This window comes from Chromohalobacter sp. 296-RDG (genome assembly GCF_029889885.1).
GTDB lineage: Bacteria > Pseudomonadota > Gammaproteobacteria > Pseudomonadales > Halomonadaceae > Chromohalobacter.
The window spans coordinates 25,611-47,435 of the sequence record NZ_JARANY010000018.1 but is presented as its reverse complement, the minus strand read 5'-3'; the positions used below and the strand labels follow the sequence as shown (position 1 = coordinate 47,435).

Genomic DNA, 21,825 nt, shown 5'->3' with positions numbered 1-21,825 from the left:
AATGAAGCGACGGCGGAGCCGGTGAAACGAGCCCCAACCTATGTCGAAGCGGCATTGTACGCGCTAGCAACGATCGGCGTCAGCGCCATCCTCCAAGGACACGGTCATGTGGAACGCAAGCAAAAAGGCCACTCCGAAGAGTGGCCTTGAGTACCCGAAGGGCGTCGATAGCGACGCCGGGCATCAACTCTCGCGTTTACCGTCGACCAGGCGATTCAGCTTGAACGGATTGCTCTGCTTCATCGCGTCTGGCAGAAGGCCGTCAGGTAGGTTCTGATAGGAGACCGGACGCAGGAAGCGATAGATCGCCGCCGTCCCCACGGACGTAGTGCGTGAATCCGACGTTGCCGGGAACGGACCGCCATGAACCATCGCATCACACACTTCAACGCCGGTCGGCCAACCGTTGACCAGAATACGACCCGCCTTGCGCTCGAGCGCCGGCAACAACTGCCGCGCCGCATCGAGATCAGCGTCATCCATTTGCAACGTCACGGTCAATTGGCCTTCCAGGTGCTCGGCTACTTTCGCAAGTTCAGCCTCATCGGCACATTCAACGACCAACGAGGTGGAACCAAACACTTCACCCTGTAGCGCTTCGTCGCTCAAGAAGTCCTGCGCTGCGGTCACGAACAAGCCAGTTTGGCACTGGTTCGGACCTTCGCCCTGCTCGCCGCGTGCCACTTCCCTTGCTTTGCCATTACTTACCAGCGCGCGGACACTGTTCTCATAGGCTTCATGAATGCCCGGCGTCAGCATGGTTTGCGGCGCACTGCCCTTGACCGCCTCACCCGCGGCAGAAAGGAACGCATCGAGTTCCGGCCCCTTGATCGCGATGACCAGGCCCGGATTAGTGCAAAACTGGCCCGCGCCCATGTTGAGCGACCCTGCGAATGCCTTGCCCATCTCTTCGCCGCGTGCCTTGAGCGCTGCCGGCAGAGGGAAGACCGGATTGATCGAGCTCATCTCGGCATAGAACGGAATCGGCTCATCGCGCGATTGAGCCGCTTTCCACAAGGCCAGACCACCGCTGCGCGAACCAGTGAAGCCAGCTGCCTTGACGCGCGAGTCAGTGACCAAGGCAGTACCTACCTCGCGGCCAGAACCGAATATCAGTGAGAATACGCCTTCCGGCAGGCTGCACTTCTTGACTGCAGACTGGATTGCGCGGCCAACCATCTCGCTGGTGCCCGGGTGTGCGGCATGCGCCTTGACGATGACCGGACAGCCTGCTGCCAGAGCGGAAGCAGTGTCGCCACCGGCGACGGAAAACGCCAGCGGGAAGTTACTGGCGCCGAAGACGACGACTGGGCCGAGCGCGATGTGGCGTTGGCGCAGGTCGACACGCGGCATCGGCTGACGATCCGGCAGTGCCGGGTCGACACGGACGTCGAGCCATTCACCGGCACGCACGACGCGCGCGAACATGCGTAGCTGACCGCAGGTACGGCCGCGTTCACCCTGTATGCGCGCCTGGGGCAGCCCTGACTCGGCCACGGCGCGCTCGATCAGATCGTCACCGATCGCTTCGATCTCATCGGCGACGGTTTCGAGGAACTTGGCGCGATCCTCGAGCGAGGTCTCGCGATAGGTATCGAAGGCGCTCCAGGCAAGTTCGCAGGCACGTTCGACTTCCACTTGCGTACCGCCCGGATAGGCCGGGTCGAGGCGCTCGTTGGTGGCCGGATTGACCGCTTGGATCGGATCACGGCTGCCTTGGACGAGCTGCTGGCCGATTACCTGCTTTCCTTCTAGATTCATACAGTTACTCCTATCGTAGAGTGCCGAAAGAGGCACCATTCAAATCAAGCTTCACGGAAAGTATCAGCGCACTAGAGCCGGACGCTTGGGATCGAACTCCCACCCCGGAATCAGATACTGCATCGCCATGGCATCGTTGCGCTGTGTCACGTCGAGGCTCTTGTAAAGCTGATGAGCTTCCATCAACTTCTCCTCGTCCAGTTCGATGCCGAGTCCTGGAGTAGACGGCACCTTGAGCTTCCCATCGCGAATCTGGAACGGTTTCTGGGTAATACGCTGTCCGTCCTGCCAGATCCAGTGGGTATCGATGGCCGTGATCTCACCCGGGCAGGCCGCCGCTACATGCGTCATCATCGCCAGCGAGATATCGAAATGATTGTTGCTGTGCGAGCCCCAGGTCATGCCCCACTCATTACACAGCTCGCCGACCATCACCGCGCCCTGCATGGTCCAGAAATGGCAATCCGCAAGGGGGATATCAACTGAATTGAGCTGCACGGCATACTGCAACTGTTTGAAATCAGTGGCGATCATATTCGTCGCGGTAGGCAAGCCGGTGCGCTTCTTGAACTCCGCCATGGTCTCGCGACCGGAGAAACCGCCCTCCTGACCGCAGGGATCTTCAGCGTAGCTCAACAAATGTTTGACCGGCTCCAGCACCCGTACCGCTTCGTCGAGCGACCAGGCGCCATTGGGATCGAGGGTCAGCCGTGCCTCGGGAAATGCCTCATGTAACGCGCGAATGCAATCGGCCTCTTGCTCACCGCTCAGCACGCCGCCCTTGAGCTTGAAGTCCTTGAAGCCATAACGCTCATAGGCGGCCTTGGCCAGATTGGCAACGGCCTCAGGTGTCAGCGCCTCCTTGCGGCGCACGTCATCCCAAGCATCCTGCGGATTATCGGCCTTGGGATAAGGCAAGTCGGTCTTATCCGGATCGCCGAGCAGGAACAGGTACCCCAATGCCTCGACTTCGTCGCGCTGACGACCGTATTGCCCCAATAGATCCGCCACCGGCATGCCCAACGCCTGGCCCAACAGGTCGAATAGCGCGGATTCGATACCCGTGAGCACATGCACTGCCACGCGCAGATCAAACGTCTGACGACCGCGTTCTTCTCGTCCGTTCTTTGCCAAAAGCTGTTTCGCTTGGCTCAGTGTCTTCTTGATATCAGTGACACGCGATCTCTCGACCAGCTCCCGGCACTGCTCCAACCCATTGAGAATACCCGCGCTCGAGGGGATTTCTCCCACACCCTTATTGCCTGCATCGTCTTCGAGAATCACCACACAGCGGATGAACCAAGGCGCGTGGCCACCGCTCAAGTTGAGCAGGAAGCCATCGTAGCCGGCCACGGGGACGATGCGCATGTTAGTCACAATTTGGAGCATGTCTAATTCCTAGCTAAATGGTCCCATGCCGGCATTTAGACTCATACCGACATGAAGAGTTACTGAAAAATCATCCAGACAATAAATAGCGTCATTAAAATCCCGACAACCTCTGGCCAGTAGCCAAACTTGAACGCACTGACTTCTTCCGGAGACTCGTGGACGGCTATTTCGTTATCTTGTCGATCAACCTGATTATCGTCATATTTCATATGCCCGCCTATTTTCACTTAGTTGAACATGAGATTGGGTAACCACAAAGCCAATTGTGGAAAGAAAAGCACCAGCACCATGCCAATCACTTGCAGTGCGATAAACGGCAACACAGCCACAAAAATATGCTGTAACTCAACCCCTTCGGGCGCCACACTCTTAAGAAAGAAACAGGCTGGACCAAACGGCGGTGATAAGTAATAGATCTGAATATTCATGGCAAACAAAACCCCAAACCACACCGGGTCGTACCCTAGACCCACCACTACCGGTGCGAAGATCGGCACAGTAATGAAAATGATCGCAATCCATTCAAGAAATGTCCCTAGCACCATAACAATAGCCATCATGACCGCGATGACTGCCAGGGGAGGCATATCAAGCCCCTTCAGGAATTCCGTCAGGAAACTAACCCCTCCGATTAAATTATAGATACCAACCAGACTTACCGCACCTAATACCAGCCAGATAATCGACCCAACGGTTAGAGCAGTTTGCCTCATAGCATCACGGATCATTCGATAGGAAAACTGTTTCAGAATAACGGAAATCACCATGGCTCCGACAGCGCCCATAGCTGCCGCTTCAGTAACTGTAGTAACCCCTGAATAAATCATCCCGAGCACCATGCCGATCAACAAGAAAGGCAATATCGCTCCCTTGAGATACTTGAGTCGCTTAAGAAATGGTAAGCCTGTCTCAGGGATATCGTTGATCGGTGCCATTGCAGGATTCATCTTGCACCGAACGATAATATAAGTTATGTATATCGTTGCTAAGATCATGCCCGGGACTGCCCCGGCAGCGAAAAGTTTGGTGATTGATACCTGAGCGGCGAGGCCGTAAACAATCATTACCACTGAGGGTGGAATCAACGTAGCCAAGGCACCAGCAGCGCAAATAATGCCGATCGAAAGGTTGCGGTCATAGCCCAAGCGCAGCATCTGGGGTAGCGCGATCAAGCCAAGCATGACTATTTCACCACCCATGATCCCACTCATAGCAGCAAGAATGACTGCTACGATACAGGTCTGTACGGCTACAGAGCCTCGTGCGCGGCCGCCCAAGATCGACATGCTGTCGAAAAGGGCATGCGCGATCCCCGAACGTTCGAGTACGTTGGCCATGAACACGAAGAAAGGCACCGCGACCAACTCGTATTTTTCCAATACGTGATAGACATTGGAGGCGACCAAAAATAGCCCTTTAGGGCCGAAATACAGAAGCGCTGTACACACCGATACCGACAGTGTGGTGACTCCCAGCGGAATACCGAAGGCCATCAAGGCCAATAGTGCCAAGACGATCAACAGCGTAACGACTTCGATACCCATTACTCTTGATCTCCCTGGGCTTCGGATTTCTCACTAGCCCTATCTTCGAACCAGTGAACTACATTGGCCAACAACTGAAGTAGATATAGCGCAGCCCCCACCACCAGCGTCGGCTTGAGATAGGCTGGCAAAAGTGGGTTGAATGAACTGCCACTGCGCTCAGCGCCATGTATGGCCACCATGGCGGGTTCCCAAGTCGCATAAACCAAGGATCCCAAGGCAGCAATCGCGACAACCAGAGAGACCAGTTCCATTTTTTGCCAGACGTGAGTCGGCACCAGTAACTCGACCATGGTGATGGCGATATGGCGTTTACGTTGAGTGACGTATCCACTTGTTAATACCCAACCCGTGGCGCACATTGCCATCACAGTTTCAAAGGTCCACTGGGTAGGAGAATCAAAAATATAGCGCATAACCACTTCAAAGGCAGACAGCGCTATGCAAGCAAAAAAAAGTACGGCACAAGCATACCCAATAAAGGCGCTGACTCGATCCATGCCAGCAGCTAACCGGCTGAGTAATCGCATAGCAAACTCCGGTTATTATCAGAGGGTCACGACCTCACCGCATCGCGACCCCAAGCGGAAAAACGCTTAGCTTTGTGTGTCTTCGGATTTATCATTGTCCGTTTGCGAGGAAGCGTTCTTGAGCAAACCATGTTCCTTCATGTAGGTAACATGTGCATCAAGTGCTTCTTGAGCTAGCTCGCTCTTTTGCGCGTAAGCCTTCCAAGCGTCTCGTGCAACCTCGCGAAACTTGTCACGTTCGGATTGAGGCCAATCGATAACCGTGATGTCCCCCTCAGCCTTGTCACGCGCTACAAGCTGTTCATCCTTCTGATGGACGGCATCAGCCAAATCATTAAAGGCGTTATAAAACCACTTATGTAGTGCCTTCTGATCATTCTCGCTAAGCGAGTCCCAAGTACTCTGGTTCAGTGTAAACTGCTGCGAAGACATGCTGTGGATGCCCGGATAGATCGGATATTTAGCGATGTCATTGAGACCAGACGCATCGTTATTGACGTAGGCGGAGGCATCGGCAGCATCCACCACGCCCTGCTGCAGCGAGGTATAGACTTCTGAGAACGGAATATTAACCGGCGTTGCTCCAGCACGCTTAAAGACGTCAGCTGCCAGACCTTCCGGCGAGCGAATTTTCACTCCTTCCAGATCATCGACACCACGAATAGGCACAGCAGCAACTAGCGCCTCACGCTTGTATGGACCACAACCGACCACATGTACTTTATTGCCAACCTCGGCATCGATAGCCTTTTGAAGCACATGCTCACCGCCTCCATTCTTGCAGAAGTCAAGAAACTGAGAAGGCTTATCGTAACCGGCAATCAAATCCCCCATCAACGCAAAGACCGGATCTTTTCCAGTAAAGTAGGACGGTGCTGTCAGATCACCATCCAATAGCCCCATGGCTACGGCATCCATGGTTTCCTTGTAGGGCACGACACTCCCAGTTGGCATCAAGTTGAGCGTTACATCCCCTCCGGTAACTTCCTTAACTTTAGGTACCCAGTTTTCCTGAAGGTAGTGGTAAGCGTAGTCACCAGAGTTGAAAGAAGTCTGAACTCGAAGCTCCTCTGCTTGAACAGTAGTAGCTGCAAGTAGTGTGGCAGAAGCCAGAGAAATTGAACAAACCAGCGTGCGCATCTTCATGTTTATTACCTTTTTAGCTGTTGTCGTATTCAAAATAGTTGTCATACCGCTCTCTAAGCGGCTTTAGAAGTTCGAAGACTGTCCTTGCCAGCTCGGATCGTACGCCTTCACTTCCATTTCATTATTGCACGAACTAACATCAAACTCTTGGTATCTACGAGATATTACCGAAGACAATTTTACAATAGAGCTAGATTAAAATTCGCGGAATATCAAACTTAGGGTCCAACCTCATCATGAATTAATATATTCGTTAAACTAATTTTAATTTTTAGCGTACCAAAGCAGGACGCTTCGGATCGAAGCTCCAATCATTAATCAAATACTGCATCGCTGTAGCGTCATTACGCCCCCCAGCCGGCAAGCTACGGTAGAGTGCATTGGCCTGTTCGACCTGATCCATATCGATTTCGATACCGAGACCCGGTGCATCAGTAACCGCAACTCTGCCGTCGACGATCTGTGGCGGATTGCGAGTCAAGCGGGTGTCTCCTTCCTGCCAGATCCAGTGAGTATCAAGCGCTGTCGTACGGCCTACCGCAGCTGCACCTACCTGCGCGAACATCGCCAGCGAGATATCGAAGTGGTTGTTGGAATGTGATCCCCAAGTCATGCCATGATCCTGACATAGTTGGGAAACACGCACTGCACCGGAAAGTGTCCAAAAGTGTGGATCAGCTAACGGAATATCCACTGATCGCAGCATCAACGCATGAGCCATCTCGCGCCAATTAGTAGCCACCATGTTAGTGGCCACTGGCAGCCCAGTGGCATGACGAAACTCAGCTAGAATTTCGCGGCCGGAAAACCCCTGTTCCGCGCCGCAAGGGTCTTCAGCATAAGCAATAACATCATGCAGGTTCTTGCAGAGTCGGGTTGCCTCATTCAACGACCAAGCGCCATTCGGGTCGATGGTCGTACGTGCCTTAGGAAAGGCGTGATGAAGAGCGGTGACTGCTTCAATTTCCTTCTCGCCCGGCAGAACTCCGCCCTTGAGCTTAAAATCCTCGAAGCCATAACGATCTTGAGCAGCTTGAGCTTGTTCAACGATACGCTGCGGAGTCATCGCCGCTTTATCTCGCTGGCGATACCAATCGTGACTAACACTTTCAGTCCCTCGGCGGTAGCCCAGCGGTGTGTCCTGCCCATCACCGACGAAGAATAAATAGCCTAATACATCGATACTGTCGCGCAGCTTGCCATTACCCAAGAGTTCCGCTACTGGCACGCTGAGAAGCTTGCCCATAAGGTCGAGCAACGCTGCTTCGAGCGCAGCGACTGCATTGATACGTAGTTCAAAAGTCCAAGAACCTTTCCCAAAATCCTCGAAGTCAGCGCTGCGGCCAGTACTTTGCAACGACGCAACCATTGAACGTAGATTGCCAATCGATTGGTTAATGACGAGTTCACGTGCTTGCTCAAGCGAATGCTGGATCGTCTCGCCGCCCGGCGCCTCACCGACACCGGTGTGGCCGGCACTATCCTTAAGGATGAGCAGATTGCGTGTGAAATAGGGTGAATGTGCCCCACCAATATTGAGCAGCATGCTGTCACGACCAGCGACCGGAATGACTCGCATGTCAATTATCTTAGGAGTCTCATAATTAGGCATAAGTAGTCTCCATCAGTCCTTTAAAGCGTCTTGGACCTGTCGACAAGCACTTTTAACGTGCCCAACTCATCCTCATCAGGCATTGTCAGCGGTTTACGTACACCCCCCGCCGGCATACCAATGATGTCAGCTCCTGCCTTCACAAGGCTGACTGCATAACCTTTCTTGCGATCACGCAGATCGACGAAAGGAATAAAAAACTCTTGAGTAATTTTTTTCACCGTGGCGCTATCGCCTGCACGTAAGGCGCGGTAGAACTTCAACGCCAACTCTGGCACGAAATTGAATACAGCGGAGGAGTAGGTATTGACACCGATGGATAGATACGCCTCGGCGAATATTTCAGCCGTCGGCACGCCACCAACATAGATCAGGCGATCGCCTACTGTCTTGACGATCTTGTTGAGAAGTTGCATATCGCCCTTGCCGTCCTTCAACCCAACCAGGTTAGGGCATTGATCGGCAAGCTGTTGGACCGCCGACGCTTCGAGGACACCATTGCCACGGTTATAGTAAATGACATTGACCGACGTGCTGTCGCAGATCTGGCGAGCGTACTCGACCAGCCCTTCTTGTGGGCATTCAGTCAGATAGGGTGGCATCAGCAAGATGCCGTCAGCACCAGCCTCTTCCGCAGCGCTGGCAAAGGCTTTGCCACTTTCTACACTCAACCCGGCACTCGCGATGACTGGCACCTTGCCGCCGACTTCATCGACCGCGACACGCACGATGTGACGAAACTCATCCAAAGAGAGATTGAAGAATTCACCAGTGCCTCCTGCCACAAAGATGGCGGAGATATCATGGCTTACGAACCATTCAAGCCGTTTACGATAACTACTTTCATCGAATCGACCTGCTGCATCGAAATCCGTGACTGGGAAAGAAAGCAGGCCATCACCCACTGCTTCTACCGTTTTTTCTTTGGAAAAATGCACCGCCATTCCCTCGCATCTGTCTTGTTGAGCGTAATGACATAAAGGCACTATGTCATACATCATACAAGAAAAAAATATAGAGGCATGCTTTCTGTCACACAACATCAACGATGGTCGATAAAACTAAGGTATAAAGAGTTAGCGGTGAGAAGGAACAACGAGGCTCAGCGCATGCAACCGCTGCTACCGGGAACGGAGGTAGCAGCGGGCAATTACGGGGTTAGGCCTGGGTGCCTTCTACAATCTCGAATTGCTCGAGACCACCGCCTCCGAAAAAGCCTCGGCACACATGGGATTGGCGTAGGTTTGCTTGCAGCCATCGCTTTCCACCCAGGCGCGGAAGGCATCCTGGTCTTCCCACTCCGTCTCGACGAGATAGAGGCCTGATTGCTCTGAGGCAGCAATACACGCATGGTCTATCGCCTGGACATCGTGCAGCCTAACCAGCCCAGCTTTATCAAACCGCCCATTGGATCATCAACGAATTGACGATACTTGTCTTGAATATCCCCGGCCGTGTGGCTGGAGTGATTCAGTTGATGTTGAGATGCACCAGTCCTCGCCCTACCGCAGCAGCGATATCGCTCAGGCTGTTAAAAAGCACTCATCATGAGAAAAGCAAGCCAGCGCTAACTGGCTAGCATTAGTAGATCGATTCCCAAGCTTTCGAGAAACCATCAAAGCGCCCAAACATGACCATACGCCAATAGTCTAATTGATGAGTAATAGCAGCGTACTAAGCTTCTTAGTTGTATGATGTATGATATATAAGTTCAATAACCAGCGAGTAAAAGGTAACCATGCAAAAGACAACTAGATTGGCGAGTACTCTACTTACGAGCGTTGCAATCTTCGGAGTAAGCTTGGCTGCCCAGGCAGAAACCTATGTCTACGTATCCAATGCCGATGACGCAGTTATCACAAGCTATACGCTGAACCGAACTACCGACACACTGGAGCCGCTAGAAACCACTAAAGCTGGTGATGCCGTCATGCCAATGGCAATCAGTCCTGACCAGAGGCACCTGTACGCTTCTATACGTAGCAAACCCTACCGAGCCTTAACTTACCGTATTGATGAGGAAACTGGAAAACTGACCCAGCAAGGTAGCGGGTCGTTGCCCGCCAGCATGGCCAATATTGATACAGGCCAGAGTGGGTCTTATCTCTTTTCCGCCTCCTATGCTAGCGATGTCGTCAGTGTCAGCCCAATCGACGATAACGGAATCGTTCAAGACTCTCAACAGACCGTCAAAACAGGACATCATGCTCACGCCATGCATGCTTCGCCGGATAATCATTATGCCTTCGCCTCAAATCTCGGGGATGACCAGATCGCCCAATTCCGCTTTGATTCCGATAATGGACATTTGGTATCAAACGATCCCAGTACAGTTAAGACGCCCGAAAATACTGGACCGCGTCACTTTATCTTTTCACCGAATGATAACTATGTATATGTTCTAGGTGAATTTACTGGCGCCGTCACTACCTACGCTTACGAAGCCAGCACAGGCACATTGACTAAAAAGTTCACCGAGCAGGGCATTCCGGATACTCTTAATCTCACACAGGGTGTAGCGCGCGAGACGATAAAGGAAGGAGATGACACGCCGCGCATATGGTCAGCGGATATCCATATCACACCAGACGGGCGCTATGTCTATATTTCAGAACGAACCAGTAGCACTATCAGCACTTTCAAAGCCAATCCTGAAAACGGAAAACTAACTTATCTACGTAACCAAAAGGTGGAAACTCAACCTCGCGGATTCCAAATTGATGACTCCGGACACTACATGGTCGTCACTGGTCAGCTTGATGATAGCGTAGGCCTTTATCGCATCGACCCTAAAAGCGGGAAGATCAACCGCCTCGATGAGGCACCAACCCGGAAGAATGCTAATTGGGTAGAGATCGTTTCTTACGACTGATACCACTGGGACCATCATTACTAATGGTTATCTTGGACCGCATTAGCCGGAGTTTTATCTCCGACTAATGCAATAAAACCAAAGTTCTATGAAAGAATTTCATATCCAAATCAATCTCGATAACCACGTACCTATGTGCGTGTCAGAACTTGTCACAAGGAATCTGTGGAATAAGACCTTATCTACTATACATCCTCACTGCCTTTCTGAGCTCGTCCATCATTTGAACAACATCGTATATCGGTTGCATCGCTACTCAAACCTGAGTGCCTTCTACAATCTCGAATTGCTCGAGCCCACCACCCTCGGAAAAGGCCTCGGCGGGCATGGGATTGGCGTGAGCTTCTTTGAAGTCATCACTTCCCACCCAGGCACGGAAGGCATCCTGGTCTTCCCACTCCGTCTCGACGAGATAGGGGGCCTGGTTGCCCTGAGGCCGCAATACCCGCATGGCTTTGAAGCCCGGCTGTTTGTCGACCTCGCTGGCACGTTGCTGAAACCGACGCTCGAATTCGGCTTCATACCCCGAATTGACGAAAACACGGTTGATGACGATATAGCTCATCCGATTTTCTCCTTTAGCCAAGTAGTTCATGAGGTGACTGCCAGTGTTTGAGCGTCGCGCACCCCGCCGCCCAGATGTCGGCTTCCAGCATGGCGATGGTGGCCGTCGGCATGGGCTGAGACGCACGCATATCGCCTTCGACCAGACGCCCGACCAGCGCGCCGACCAACGGCATGTGGCTGACCAGCAGGCACGGCGTGTGCGCGACTTCACGCTGCAACCAGTCGATGAGCGGCTCCAGCGGATCATCCGGGGTGATGATCGGCAGCGTTTCGACGGGGCGCCCCAAGGGATCCGCCATCCACTGCGCAGTCTGTTGAGCACGTCGGTAGGGACTGGCGACGATACGCAGTGTCGTACGCATGTCACCGGCAAGCGCCTTGTTCAGCCATGTTCCCATGGCACGCGCTTCCGCTTCGCCCTGGCTTGTAAGTGAACGTTCACTATCCGGCATGCCTGGCACGGCTTCGCCATGACGCATGATATACAGGTTCGACACGATTAAGTCTCCTCAGCGCCGGGTTCCATCCGACGTGCCTCGGATACATCCTGTCGCGGCAGCACGAACTCAACGTCGCTGCTCTGCTCTTGCTGCATGAGCATTTGCGCCATCTGCCGCGCCGGCACGCCGTTGAACAGCACTTGGTAAAGCCCTTCTGCCAGGGGCATGTAAATATCTTCACGGCGCGCTTTCGCACGTACCAGACTGACTGTATTGACGCCTTCCGCCACTTGACCCAGCGACTCTATGGCTTCCTCGAGCGTTTTATTCTCGCCCAGCGCGAACCCGACGCGGTAATTGCGCGAGAGCTTCGACGAGCAGGTCACGATGAGATCTCCCACGCCCGCCAGCCCGATGAAGGTCATCGGATTGGCGCCCAACGCCACTGCGAAACGGCTCATTTCCGCCAGCGCCCGGGTCATCAGCATGCTGCGCGTGTTTTCTCCCATGCCAAGCGCCGCCGCCATCCCCGCGGCGATGGCATAGATGTTTTTCAGCGCACCGCCCAATTCGACGCCATAGCGGTCGTTGCTGGCATAGACGCGGAAATAATCGCAGCCGAGTGCCGATTGTACCCGCGCCCGGGTATAGGGATCGTCGCTGGCGATGACCGTCGCCGTAAGGTGCTTGTCGGCAATCTCGGAGGCGAGATTGGGCCCTGAAAGCACGCCGATATGGGGGAACCCGGTCTCCTCCTCAAGGATCTGGCTCATCAGTTTGAAGCCTTCCTCATGGATTCCCTTGGTGGTACTGACCAGAATTTGCGAAGGCTCGAGCCATGCCCGAGCCTGACGAACGACGGCGGAAAAGGCGCTCGAGGGAATGGCGATGAAGATCACCTCGGCATCCTGTAGTACCGCACGCATATCGTCGGAAGCGACCACCGAAGGATTGATGGCGTAATTTGGCAAGTAGCGTGGATTGCGATGCTCACGGTTGATCTGCTCGATCAAGGCCGGGTCGCGCAACCACTGGCGCACACGGGCTCCATTGTCGGCGGCAATGCTTGCGATAGCGGTGCCAAAGCTGCCGCCGCCAAGCACGGCGACTTGAAGACGTTCGTCGGTCATGGACGTTTCCTGGTGGCCTGCGAAATGACGCCATTGTAGCGAACCTGACGTGTCACGCACGCCCGATCGTCATCTGCCTGCAAACGACGACACCGCCCGTGGGCGGTGTCGTCGCGCTACTCGCTCTGCTCTTGTCATACAGCAGGCCGATCAATCGATCATCGGCAACAAGGCATCGATGCTCGATTTGGCATCGCCATACAGCATACGCGTGTTTTCCTTGACGAACAGCGGGTTCTCGATACCCGAGTAGCCCGTCCCCTGGCCACGCTTGCAGACGAAGACGTTCTTGGCTTCCCAGACCTTGAGCACCGGCATGCCGGCGATGGGACTGTTGGGGTCCTCCTCAGCGGCAGGGTTGACGATGTCATTGGAACCAATGACGATCACCGCGTCGGTCTCGGCGAAGTCGTCGTTGATCTCGTCCATCTCCATTACGATATCGTACGGCACCTTGGCCTCGGCCAGCAGCACGTTCATGTGCCCCGGCAAACGTCCGGCAACCGGATGAATACCGAAACGCACGGTCTTGCCGGCGGCGCGCAACTTGCGCGTCAGTTCGCTGACCGCGTTCTGCGCCTGCGCCACCGCCATACCATAGCCGGGTACGATGATCACGCTGTCGGCCTCGTTGAGCGTACTGGCCACGCCACCGGTATCGATGGCCACCTGCTCGCCTTCGATCTCTGCGGCCGGCCCCTTGCTGCCACCGAAGCCGCCCAGAATCACGTTGACGAAGTTACGATTCATCGCCTTGCACATAATGTAGGAGAGAATAGCACCGGAGGAGCCCACCAACGCCCCAGTGACGATCAGCAGATCGTTGGAGAGCGTAAAGCCGATGGCCGCCGCTGCCCAGCCGGAATAGCTGTTGAGCATCGACACTACCACCGGCATGTCGGCGCCGCCGATGCCCATGATCAGGTGATAGCCGATGAAGAATGCCAGCAGCGCCAACAACAGCAGCGTCCAGAAGCCAGCACCATTGAGGTAGGCGATTGCCAGCAGTAGCGAGGCGATCGCCGCCCCGGCATTGAGCAGATGGCCGCCCGGCAATTGACGCGGCTTGCCGTCCACCTTGCCTGCCAGCTTGCCGAAGGCAATCACCGAGCCGGTAAACGTCACCGCGCCGATGAACACTCCCAACACCACCTCGACCTGCAGAAAGGTCAGCTCGGCCGGTGTCTTCTCAGCCACCAGCGCTGCGAAGGCCGAAAACCGCTCGCTGGCGTCTCCAGCGAGTTGCGCCGCCATGACACGTCGACGTTCCAGGTCAGCGTTGAAGCCGATGAACACCGCCGCCAAACCGACGAAGCTATGCAATGCCGCCACAAGCTGGGGCATCTCGGTCATGTCGACCTTCTTGGCCAGGTAGCCCCCGATCCCGGCGCCGATCACCATCATCGGGATCATCCACCAATAGCCGCCCACATTGGGGCCGAACATGGTGAAGACTACCGCCAGGGCCATCCCGACAATGCCATACCAGACGGCACGCTTGGCCTTTTCCTGATTACTCAGTCCCCCCAGCGAGAGGATGAACAACACACTTGCCGCCACCGCTGCGGCGGACACCAATCCTTGACTCAACATCGTCTTTTCTCCGCCGCGTTAGGATTTCTGGAACATGGCGAGCATCCGGCGCGTCACCAGGAAACCACCCACGATATTAATGGTGGCAATCAGCACCGAAATGCCGGCCAACACGCCTACCAGCCAACTGCCCGACCCGATCTGCAGGACCGCGCCGAGGATAATGATGCCCGAGATGGCGTTGGTCACCGCCATCAGCGGCGTATGAAGCGAGTGACTGACATTCCAGATCACCTGGAAACCCACGAAGCAGGCCAGTACGAACACAATGAAGTGCTGCATGAACGACGTCGGCGCCACCAGGCCCAGTAGGCCCATCACCACACCACCGGCTACGAGCATGCCCACTTGGCGCTTGGTCTGAGAAAGGAAGTTGGCATGCTCAGCAGCCTTCTTCTCTTCAGCAGTGGGCTCCTTGGGCTTCTCCTTGGGTGCCGACTGTCCGATGGCATTGACCTTGGGCGGCGGGGGCGGAAAGGTAATCTCGCCATGATGCGCCACGGTGACGCCACGAATCACGTCGTCTTCCATGTCGTGAACGATCACGCCATCCTTTTCCGGCGTCAGATCGGTGAGCATGTGGCGGATATTGGTGGCGTAGAGCAACGATGCCTGCGTCGCCATGCGCGAGGGGAAATCGGTATAGCCGACGACGACCACGCCGTTGTCGGTGACGGTACGTTCGTCGGGTACGGTGAGATCGCAGTTACCGCCCTTCTCGGCCGCCAAGTCAACGATCACCGACCCCGGTTTCATGGCCTGGACCATGTCCTCGAGCCACAGCTTGGGCGCCGGCTTGCCCGGGATCAGCGCAGTGGTGATAACGATATCCACCTCGGGCGCCTGCTCGCGGAACAGCGCCAGCTGCTTCTCGCGAAACTCGGGGCTGGAGGGGGCGGCATAACCGCCAGAGCCCGAGCCATCCTGGCTGTCCTCGAAGTCGAGGAACAGGAATTCGGCGCCCATCGACTCGATCTGCTCGGCCACTTCGGGGCGTACGTCGAAGGCACGTACCACGGCGCCCAGGCTGGTCGCGGTGCCGATGGCCGAGAGCCCGGCGACGCCCGCGCCTACGACCAGCACCTTGGCCGGCGGCACCTTGCCCGCCGCCGTGACCTGGCCGGCGAAGAAGCGCCCGAACTGATTGCCGGCCTCGATCACGGCACGGTAGCCGGCGATGTTGGCGGTGCTGGAAAGCGCATCCATCTTCTGCGCCCGCGAGATACGCGGCACCATGTCCATGGCCAGAACCGTGGCGCCGGTCGCCTTGCAACGCTCGAGCAAGTCCTCGTTCTGAGCCGGCCAGAAAAACGCGATCAGCGTTTGCCCTTCGCGTAGATAGCCGACCTCTTCTTCTTCGGGTTCGCGTACTTTGATGACAACATCGGCCGTCGACCACAACGCCGTGCCGCCATCGACGACCTCGACACCCGCATCGCGATATGCATCGTCGTCAAAACCAGCCGACCGCCCGGCGCCCGACTCGACGACGCATTCATGGCCGAGTTTCTGGATGTGCTGAGCACTTTCCGGCGTCAGCGCCACGCGCGCCTCGCCCTGGGCACGCTCCCTGGGAGCCCCAATTCTCATGCCGCACCTCCTGTTTCGTGTCGGATGGCACCTTGCCAGGCACCGCTTGTCATATATTCGGTAATGTTCATCCTTGACCCCTTGCTCGTCGCATAGAACTCTCCCTCATGGAATCTTGTTCATGTCGATACATTGGAACGTGGCCATGCAAATAACGTCGTCATACACCGGGAACATCGATGTATCTCGAATAAAAGATCTTATTTATTTAAAGAAAAACATCTTGAAAATCAATAGGAAAAACAAAATTTCCCATCATAATCATTGAGTTATAACAAGCATAACACAGCTCTTATGCTTCATGATTACTCACAACTCCTTGTTTTAGCTTGAAATTATTTTATAAACACGACCTATTCATTCTCTTATAGACATCATAAACGATACATTATTTGCACTCTTCTTCAGTTAAGACTCGCGCATATCGAAAGCACGAACGTCGCTTTTCCGATAACGACATTCAACAATCACGACACAGCTCCTCCACGCTCAGCACCTCGACGCCCTGGCGTTCGAGAAGCGCACGTAGCCCATGCGTTGGTCGAGCAACGGCTATCGCGAGACGCCGTCATACGGCGTCTGACGATGTCACGATGAGCAGGAAAGACAGATGACCGAGGCCTCCGGCGCCGGAGCGGCCGCCCAGTGCTCCATGCCCGGCTGCGGCGTAAAGGGATCTTCGAGCAAGGCACGGAATTCGGACAACGGCGCTGTATCGCCAGCTTCCGCCGCCTCGATGACCTGCTGAATGAGGTGCGTGCGCGGCACATAGAGAGGGTTGACCGCCTGCATGGCATCACGGCGCGACGCGGCATCGCGTGATTCGTCCTCGAGACGCTTTTGATAACGCGACAGCCAGGCCGCCAGACCATCCGCCGGTACCTCTTCATGCAGCCACGCGCCCTCATCGAGGGCCCATTCACCCAAGGCACGAAAGGCGCGATGATAGTCGGCACCGGCGTCGGCCAGCAGCGTCAGCCAGTCCTGAACCAGTTGGGCGTCGCCATCTTGCACGTGCTCAAGCCCCAAGCGTGCCCGCATCAAGCGCGCATACTCCTGTTGTAGCGCCGGTTCGTACTCCGCTAACTGCGTACGTAGCGCTTCTGGATCGGCCAACGGCGTCAGCGACTGGCCCAGCACCGAGAGATTCCACAACCCTACCCCGGGTTGTTGATCGAAGCCGTAACGGCCAGAAGTATCAGTATGGTTGGGTACCAAGGTCGGATCATAACGGTCCATGAAGGCATAGGGCCCGTAGTCCAGCGTCAATCCCAGAATCGACATGTTGTCGGTATTCATCACTGCATGCACGAAGCCATACGCTTGCCAGGCAGCGATCAGGCGTGCCGTGCGCACGACCGTATCGCCGAACAGCGCCTCTGCCGGTGCCTCACATTCCGCCAAGGCTGGACGGTGACGCGTAATGACATGCTCGACGAGACGCTGAAGGTCCTCGGTGCGACGCGCCTGATACAGCCATTCGAAGTGCCCGAAGCGCACATGACTGGGCGCCAGGCGCAACAGGGTCGCGCCGGGCTCGACCCGCTCACGCTGGACCTTCTCGTCGTTAATCGACAGGGCCAGCGCCAACGTCGTGGGAATACCCAATCCCGCCATGGCCTCACCGGCGAGATATTCACGAATCGTCGAACGCAGCACCGCGCGGCCATCACCGAAGCGCGAATACGGCGTTTGTCCGGCTCCCTTGAGATGTAGGTCCCAGAAGCCGTCATCGGCCTCCACCTCTCCCAGCAGCAGTCCGCGTCCATCGCCCAAGGCGGGGTTATAGACCCCGAACTGATGGCCGGTATATTTCTGTGCCAGAGGGTCCATTCCCGATAAGACGGTTTCACCCCCCATGACTTGGCGCAATGTCTCTCGTGATGGAGAGTCGTCGTTGAAAAGCGCAGGGTCGAAGCCTAGCGCACGGGCACCTCGCGGACTGATATCCACCAGTCGCGTGTTTTTCCAGGCGGCGGGGCTGACCCGGGTAAAGAAGTCATTGGGCAAACGCGCCCAAGCATTGTCGAAGCGCAGCGCATCGAGTGTCATGGCGACCTCGCGAAGGGGCATATGGAGCTACTTTACACGCCCGGCAACGACCGATAAAAGCGTGCCGAGCGACCAAAAACGCCGCCCGAAGGCGGCGTCGAAACGCGGCGGAGGCAACGCCTCAGGCCGGGCTATCTTCGGCGTCGCCGCTGCTGTGTTCGCGAATCAATTCAGCATTGGTGCGCAGCAGCGCCAACAGCACGTCGAAGTAATTATCACGCACCGAGTAGCTGTCCAGTGTGCGAATCAAGGACTCGGCACTGGCGGACTCGCCTTGTTCTTTCTGCGCAGCCCGCGTTTGACGCATCGCGAGATAAGCACGGTGCGTGTTCAAATTATGCAGGTACGCGCCGATACTTGCCTGGACGCTATCGAAGTGTTGATAGCGACGCTGGCTTCCTTCTTGAGCCAGACCACAGCCATCACCGAAGCAGCGCAAACCGAACAGGTTGTTGCCCTTGCGTGCGAAGCGCGACGTTCCCCATCCCGACTCTTCGACGGCCTGGATGACCACCATTTCCAACGGCAAAGTATCGACACGCGAGAGAAGGTACTCGAACGTGTTGGATGTGCCGCATTCGATCTGGTAGCTATCGCACAATCGTTGCAGATGCGACCGCTCGGCATCACTCAGCGAATCCCGGCGCTCACGCGCGTCGAGCAACCAATCACGCTGGGCCTGGATGTTGGCGTTTTCGGCTTCGACCAGCGGCACCAGCAGCTCGAGAAATGCTGTCTTGCGCTCGGGACCGGCCGCATATTCGCGCAGGTCCGGCATCTCCTCGACGGGATCGAGAGCCGGCGTATCGACGTTGCTTTCGAGCGTGCGCACGTCCCGCGTGGGAGACGCGGCGTGGGCATCCAGGGGTGGCGGCGCCGTCACGCCAAGCCCCCCCAGCAATACCACCGCGATAACGCCACGCCACCGCCGAGAAAAGAACAAGTCGTGCCGAATCGGCATGAGACGACTCCTTGAACATGACGGCGCCAGCCTAGCAACAACGAACGTCCATGTTGAGTCAATATTGCTGGCATCAAAATGAAACGGGCCAGCCCATGCGGCCGGCCCGGTAAGCGAACGTCAACGCGACTCAGTTGCTCAGGAGCTTGTTGAGACGCTGGACATAGGTGGCGGGGTCCTCGAGATGTCCGCCCTCGGCGATGATCGCCTGATCGAGCAGGATCCGCGCGAGATCATCGAACCCGGCGTCGTCGGCGCTTTCCAGGCGTGTCACCAACCCATGCTCGGGGTTGAGTTCGAGGATAGGCTTGACTTCCGGCAACGGCTGTCCGGCCGCTTCCATGAGGCGGCGCATCTGATAGCCCATATCGTGTTCGGAAAGTACGACACACGCCGGCGAGTCGGTCAGACGATGGGTGATGCGCACTTCCTGCACCTCGTCGCCCAACGCAGTCTTGACGCGCTCGAGCAGCGACGCCTTGGCCTTGGCCGTTTCTTCCTGTGCTTTCTTCTCTTCCTCGTCAGCCATCTCGTCAAGATCGAGATCGCCCTTGGCGACATCGACCAGGGCCTTGCCGTCGTACTCGGTGAGATGGCTCATCAGCCACTCATCGATACGGTCATGCAGCAATAGTACCTCGATGCCCTTCTTGCGGAAGATTTCCAAATGCGGGCTGTGACTTGCCGCATTGAAGCCATCGGCCACCAGATAATAAACCTTCTGCTGGCCTTCCTTCATGCGTTCCACGTAACCGGCCAGCGACCGATCCTGAGTCGCACTGTCGGTATGCGTGGAAGAGAAACGCAACAGCTCGGCGATCTTGTCACGGTTGGCAGTATCTTCCGCCAACCCCTCCTTGAGCACGTTACCAAAGGCATTCCAGAACGTCTGGTAGACGTCATCATCTTTGGCCAGCTTCTTGAGCATGTCCAGCGAGCGTTTAGTCAGCGCGGACTTGAGCTTGTCGACCTGGGGATCTTTTTGCAGCAATTCACGCGAGATGTTGAGCGACAGATCCTTGGAGTCGACCACGCCCTTGATGAAACGCAGATAAAGCGGCAGGAACTGCTCGGCGTCGTCCATGATGAACACGCGCTGCGCATACAGCTTGAGCCCACGCACGCCCTCGCGCTGATTGAGATCGAATGGCGCGCGACCCGGCACGTAAAGCAAGCTGGTGTATTCGAGCGTGCCTTCGACCTTGTTGTGGCTCCAGATCAGCGGATCGCTGAAATCGTGTGCTACGTGCTTGTAGAAAGCTTTGTATTCGTCATCGCTGATTTCTTCCTTGGGCCGCACCCACAGCGCCGTCGCCTCGTTGACGGTTTCCCAGGTGACGGTTTCGCTCCCCTCGATCTCGTTGCCTTCTTCATCGTGGGCCTTCTCGACCTTGGGCATGCGCACCGGGACTTCGATATGATCGGAGTAAGTGCGTACGAGATGCTTGAGACGCTCGGCGTCGGCGAATTCCTTGGCGTCTTCCTTCAAGTGCATCACGATTTCGGTGCCACGTGCGGGCTTGTCGATATCCGCGATATCGAACTCGCCTTCACCACGGGAATGCCATTCTACGCCCTGTTCCTGATCGACTCGGCGCGTGCGCACGGTGATTTCGTCGGAGACGATGAAACCGGAATAGAAGCCCACACCGAACTGACCGATCAGCTTGGCATCTTTCTGTTTTTCGCCGGAAAGCTGCTGGAGGAATTCCGCCGTGCCGCTGCGTGCGATAGTCCCCAGGTTCTGGATGACCTCGTCGCGGCTCATGCCGATGCCATTGTCACGCACGGTGACGGTGCCCGCTTCAGCATCGTGCTCGATCTCGACGCGCAACTCGCTGTCATTGCCGTACAGCGTATCGTCATCCAACGCCTCGTAGCGCAACTTGTCGCAGGCATCCGCAGCGTTGGAAATCAACTCGCGCAGGAAGATCTCCCGGTTGGAATACAGGGAGTGAATCATCAACTGCAAGAGCTGTTTGACTTCGGTCTGGAAGCCCATTGTTTCGGCTTGAGCGGCGGTGGTCATGGTCGAAATTCCCCTGTGGCCATAACGGATGCATGTTAAACGGTGAAAAATGCGACGACAGATGTCGTCATGCGCATCGATATGGGGGCCGCGCGAGACTTTTCAAGCGTTTGCGGCCCAGCCATAGTTTTCCATGGTCAAGGGCTACAATCTCAGGACGTGGTATCGGGCGGATCGATGCCTTTCCAGCGGCGGTAAGGCGCAAGCGAATGGTCGACGCGGGTCAGCAACCAGCCGACGATGAAGACGTCATCGATCACTCCGATGAGCATCAGGAAATCGGGAATGATATCGAATGGCAGGATCAAGTAGGCCACCGCCGCCGTCATCCAGCCGCACGCTGCCCAGGGCACCGGGCGATAACGACCGGCAGTCACGTCGCCCAGCATGGGCACGAACACACGCAGCGCGCGGGCGATGCGCATCAATGCCCCGCTGCGCTGTTTGAGCCGCGACCATAGGGCCAATCCTCGCATGAACTTCATGGCATGCCTCCTTGGCGTTGCGTGCCTGCTGGCGTCATCATGCAGAGTGTCGCCATTCGACAACACTACCCAAGGCGTGTCCCCTGAGCGAGGATGATCACATCATTATCCCGCCAGGCAA

Annotated in this window: 19 protein-coding genes; 1 reads left to right on the top strand and 18 read right to left on the bottom strand. The window is 56.0% G+C overall.

Annotated features, from left to right (window positions below; translation table 11 throughout):
• Positions 1 to 183: 183 nt before the first annotated feature.
• The 9 genes from OP495_RS09130 to OP495_RS09090 all read right to left on the bottom strand — a co-directional run bounded on the left by OP495_RS09130 (position 184) and on the right by OP495_RS09090 (position 9,328).
• Complete coding sequence (locus OP495_RS09130) at positions 184 to 1,761, bottom strand: aldehyde dehydrogenase (NADP(+)) (protein WP_280563442.1); 1,578 nt, start codon at positions 1,759 to 1,761, stop codon at positions 184 to 186.
• A gap of 63 nt (positions 1,762 to 1,824) precedes the next feature.
• Positions 1,825 to 3,150 (bottom strand): enolase C-terminal domain-like protein, encoded by a 1,326-nt coding sequence (locus OP495_RS09125; protein WP_280568688.1) that lies wholly within the window; start codon positions 3,148 to 3,150, stop codon positions 1,825 to 1,827.
• Positions 3,151 to 3,209: 59 nt separating this feature from the next.
• On the bottom strand, positions 3,210 to 3,362 hold the full coding sequence (locus tag OP495_RS09120) for a hypothetical protein (protein ID WP_280568685.1): 153 nt from the start codon (positions 3,360 to 3,362) through the stop codon (positions 3,210 to 3,212).
• 18 nt (positions 3,363 to 3,380) lie between these two features.
• Complete coding sequence (locus OP495_RS09115) at positions 3,381 to 4,697, bottom strand: TRAP transporter large permease subunit (protein WP_280568682.1); 1,317 nt, start codon at positions 4,695 to 4,697, stop codon at positions 3,381 to 3,383.
• Positions 4,697 to 5,227 carry a TRAP transporter small permease subunit gene (locus OP495_RS09110; protein WP_280568680.1) on the bottom strand — a complete coding sequence of 177 codons (531 nt, stop codon included), beginning with the start codon at positions 5,225 to 5,227 and terminating at the stop codon, positions 4,697 to 4,699. The genes OP495_RS09115 and OP495_RS09110 overlap by 1 nt, the downstream gene beginning before the upstream one ends.
• A 66-nt stretch (positions 5,228 to 5,293) precedes the next feature.
• Positions 5,294 to 6,418 (bottom strand): TRAP transporter substrate-binding protein, encoded by a 1,125-nt coding sequence (locus OP495_RS09105; protein ID WP_280568677.1) that lies wholly within the window; start codon positions 6,416 to 6,418, stop codon positions 5,294 to 5,296.
• Positions 6,419 to 6,644: 226 nt separating this feature from the next.
• The gene (locus OP495_RS09100) at positions 6,645 to 7,985 is read right to left on the bottom strand and encodes an enolase C-terminal domain-like protein (RefSeq protein ID WP_280568675.1); all 1,341 of its coding nucleotides are present in this window, start codon (positions 7,983 to 7,985) and stop codon (positions 6,645 to 6,647) included.
• Between the two features lie 20 nt (positions 7,986 to 8,005).
• A complete protein-coding gene (gene kdgD, locus OP495_RS09095) occupies positions 8,006 to 8,923 on the bottom strand; it encodes a 5-dehydro-4-deoxyglucarate dehydratase (protein WP_280568713.1) in 918 nt (305 codons plus the stop codon).
• A 237-nt stretch (positions 8,924 to 9,160) separates the two neighbouring features.
• Entirely contained in the window at positions 9,161 to 9,328 is a 168-nt protein-coding gene (locus OP495_RS09090; protein ID WP_280568711.1) for an antibiotic biosynthesis monooxygenase, read from the bottom strand.
• A gap of 458 nt (positions 9,329 to 9,786) precedes the next feature.
• Here OP495_RS09090 and OP495_RS09085 point away from each other — a divergent pair, with 458 nt between their 5' ends.
• On the top strand, positions 9,787 to 10,857 hold the full coding sequence (locus OP495_RS09085) for a beta-propeller fold lactonase family protein (RefSeq protein ID WP_280568673.1): 1,071 nt from the start codon (positions 9,787 to 9,789) through the stop codon (positions 10,855 to 10,857).
• A gap of 256 nt (positions 10,858 to 11,113) precedes the next feature.
• Here OP495_RS09085 and OP495_RS09080 read toward each other — a convergent pair whose 3' ends face one another.
• The 9 genes from OP495_RS09080 to OP495_RS09040 form a co-directional block, all read right to left on the bottom strand.
• Positions 11,114 to 11,422 carry an antibiotic biosynthesis monooxygenase gene (locus OP495_RS09080; RefSeq protein WP_280568670.1) on the bottom strand — a complete coding sequence of 103 codons (309 nt, stop codon included), beginning with the start codon at positions 11,420 to 11,422 and terminating at the stop codon, positions 11,114 to 11,116.
• A gap of 13 nt (positions 11,423 to 11,435) precedes the next feature.
• On the bottom strand, positions 11,436 to 11,921 hold the full coding sequence (sixA, locus tag OP495_RS09075) for a phosphohistidine phosphatase SixA (protein WP_280568668.1): 486 nt from the start codon (positions 11,919 to 11,921) through the stop codon (positions 11,436 to 11,438).
• Positions 11,922 to 11,923: 2 nt separating this feature from the next.
• Positions 11,924 to 12,994, bottom strand: a complete 1,071-nt coding sequence (locus OP495_RS09070; protein ID WP_280563451.1) for an NAD(P)H-dependent glycerol-3-phosphate dehydrogenase — start codon at positions 12,992 to 12,994, stop codon at positions 11,924 to 11,926.
• Positions 12,995 to 13,144: 150 nt separating this feature from the next.
• Positions 13,145 to 14,587: an NAD(P)(+) transhydrogenase (Re/Si-specific) subunit beta gene (locus tag OP495_RS09065; protein ID WP_280568666.1), complete on the bottom strand. Its 1,443-nt coding sequence runs from the start codon at positions 14,585 to 14,587 to the stop codon at positions 13,145 to 13,147.
• Positions 14,588 to 14,605: 18 nt separating this feature from the next.
• Positions 14,606 to 16,177 (bottom strand): Re/Si-specific NAD(P)(+) transhydrogenase subunit alpha, encoded by a 1,572-nt coding sequence (locus OP495_RS09060; protein ID WP_280568664.1) that lies wholly within the window; start codon positions 16,175 to 16,177, stop codon positions 14,606 to 14,608.
• A gap of 588 nt (positions 16,178 to 16,765) precedes the next feature.
• The gene (locus tag OP495_RS09055; RefSeq protein WP_280568662.1) at positions 16,766 to 18,229 is read right to left on the bottom strand and encodes a protein adenylyltransferase SelO family protein; all 1,464 of its coding nucleotides are present in this window, start codon (positions 18,227 to 18,229) and stop codon (positions 16,766 to 16,768) included.
• Between the two features lie 121 nt (positions 18,230 to 18,350).
• Complete coding sequence (locus OP495_RS09050; protein ID WP_280568660.1) at positions 18,351 to 19,190, bottom strand: glucosaminidase domain-containing protein; 840 nt, start codon at positions 19,188 to 19,190, stop codon at positions 18,351 to 18,353.
• 130 nt (positions 19,191 to 19,320) lie between these two features.
• A complete protein-coding gene (gene htpG, locus OP495_RS09045; RefSeq protein ID WP_280568658.1) occupies positions 19,321 to 21,219 on the bottom strand; it encodes a molecular chaperone HtpG in 1,899 nt (632 codons plus the stop codon).
• A gap of 152 nt (positions 21,220 to 21,371) precedes the next feature.
• A complete protein-coding gene (locus OP495_RS09040; protein WP_280563457.1) occupies positions 21,372 to 21,704 on the bottom strand; it encodes a YkvA family protein in 333 nt (110 codons plus the stop codon).
• Positions 21,705 to 21,825: the final 121 nt, after the last annotated feature.

Bases quoted from the DNA above. Each gene is read 5' to 3' on its own strand.
- OP495_RS09130 (WP_280563442.1), bottom strand. From the start codon at position 1,761: ATGAATCTAGAAGGAAAGCAGGTAATCGGCCAGCAGCTCGTCCAAGGC.
- OP495_RS09125 (WP_280568688.1), bottom strand. From the start codon at position 3,150: ATGCTCCAAATTGTGACTAACATGCGCATCGTCCCCGTGGCCGGCTAC.
- OP495_RS09120 (WP_280568685.1), bottom strand. From the start codon at position 3,362: ATGAAATATGACGATAATCAGGTTGATCGACAAGATAACGAAATAGCC.
- OP495_RS09115 (WP_280568682.1), bottom strand. From the start codon at position 4,697: ATGGGTATCGAAGTCGTTACGCTGTTGATCGTCTTGGCACTATTGGCC.
- OP495_RS09110 (WP_280568680.1), bottom strand. From the start codon at position 5,227: ATGCGATTACTCAGCCGGTTAGCTGCTGGCATGGATCGAGTCAGCGCC.
- OP495_RS09105 (WP_280568677.1), bottom strand. From the start codon at position 6,418: ATGACAACTATTTTGAATACGACAACAGCTAAAAAGGTAATAAACATG.
- OP495_RS09100 (WP_280568675.1), bottom strand. From the start codon at position 7,985: ATGCCTAATTATGAGACTCCTAAGATAATTGACATGCGAGTCATTCCG.
- OP495_RS09080 (WP_280568670.1), bottom strand. From the start codon at position 11,422: ATGAGCTATATCGTCATCAACCGTGTTTTCGTCAATTCGGGGTATGAA.
- OP495_RS09070 (WP_280563451.1), bottom strand. From the start codon at position 12,994: ATGACCGACGAACGTCTTCAAGTCGCCGTGCTTGGCGGCGGCAGCTTT.
- OP495_RS09065 (WP_280568666.1), bottom strand. From the start codon at position 14,587: ATGTTGAGTCAAGGATTGGTGTCCGCCGCAGCGGTGGCGGCAAGTGTG.
- OP495_RS09060 (WP_280568664.1), bottom strand. From the start codon at position 16,177: ATGAGAATTGGGGCTCCCAGGGAGCGTGCCCAGGGCGAGGCGCGCGTG.
- OP495_RS09055 (WP_280568662.1), bottom strand. From the start codon at position 18,229: ATGACACTCGATGCGCTGCGCTTCGACAATGCTTGGGCGCGTTTGCCC.
- OP495_RS09050 (WP_280568660.1), bottom strand. From the start codon at position 19,190: ATGCCGATTCGGCACGACTTGTTCTTTTCTCGGCGGTGGCGTGGCGTT.
- htpG (WP_280568658.1), bottom strand. From the start codon at position 21,219: ATGACCACCGCCGCTCAAGCCGAAACAATGGGCTTCCAGACCGAAGTC.
- OP495_RS09040 (WP_280563457.1), bottom strand. From the start codon at position 21,704: ATGAAGTTCATGCGAGGATTGGCCCTATGGTCGCGGCTCAAACAGCGC.